General features: G+C 59.0%; 1 protein-coding gene. It reads right to left on the reverse strand.

Annotated features, from left to right (window positions below; all coding sequences use genetic code 11):
* Positions 1-397 (reverse strand): M24 family metallopeptidase (locus NE664_14405; GenBank protein MCQ4727826.1); only part of this gene is annotated, 397 nt, incomplete at its 3' end.
* Between the last annotated feature and the right edge of the window lie 30 nt (positions 398-427).

A 427-nucleotide genomic window follows, 5' to 3' on the forward strand; every position in this document is an offset into this window, starting at 1 on the left:
CGTGCGCCATGGCTCCCCTCGCCCCGGAGGCGACAATGGTTCCAAAGCTCATGGCCTCGGCGCCCTCCCGGTTCACCAGATAATGAAGTTCATCCGCTAAATCCTTTTCTGTCATGCCGGTCTTCAGCCTGGGAATCAGCCGGTCAAAGCCCGCCTCGGCGCGCCGGATGGCCTCCCTTACGGCTTCTGTTTCCCATTCGTCCTTCACCATGCGCAGTTCCAGGAAGTACTCATCCTCCAGTACGGTCCTGTGGTCCCCTAAGTACTCCTTCAGGGAAAAATATTCCCCGGCAGTCATACTGCTTTCCATGACGGAGGAAGTGATTCCAAGGCGCTTCATGGTGTCCGCCACCAGTCTCAGCCGGTCCTGGCTGTGCTCCACGATCTCGCAGTCCACAGTCTGCTCCTTCGCCTGGGTCGTGTACCG

Source organism: Anaerotignum faecicola (assembly GCA_024460105.1).
GTDB lineage: Bacteria > Bacillota > Clostridia > Lachnospirales > Anaerotignaceae > JANFXS01.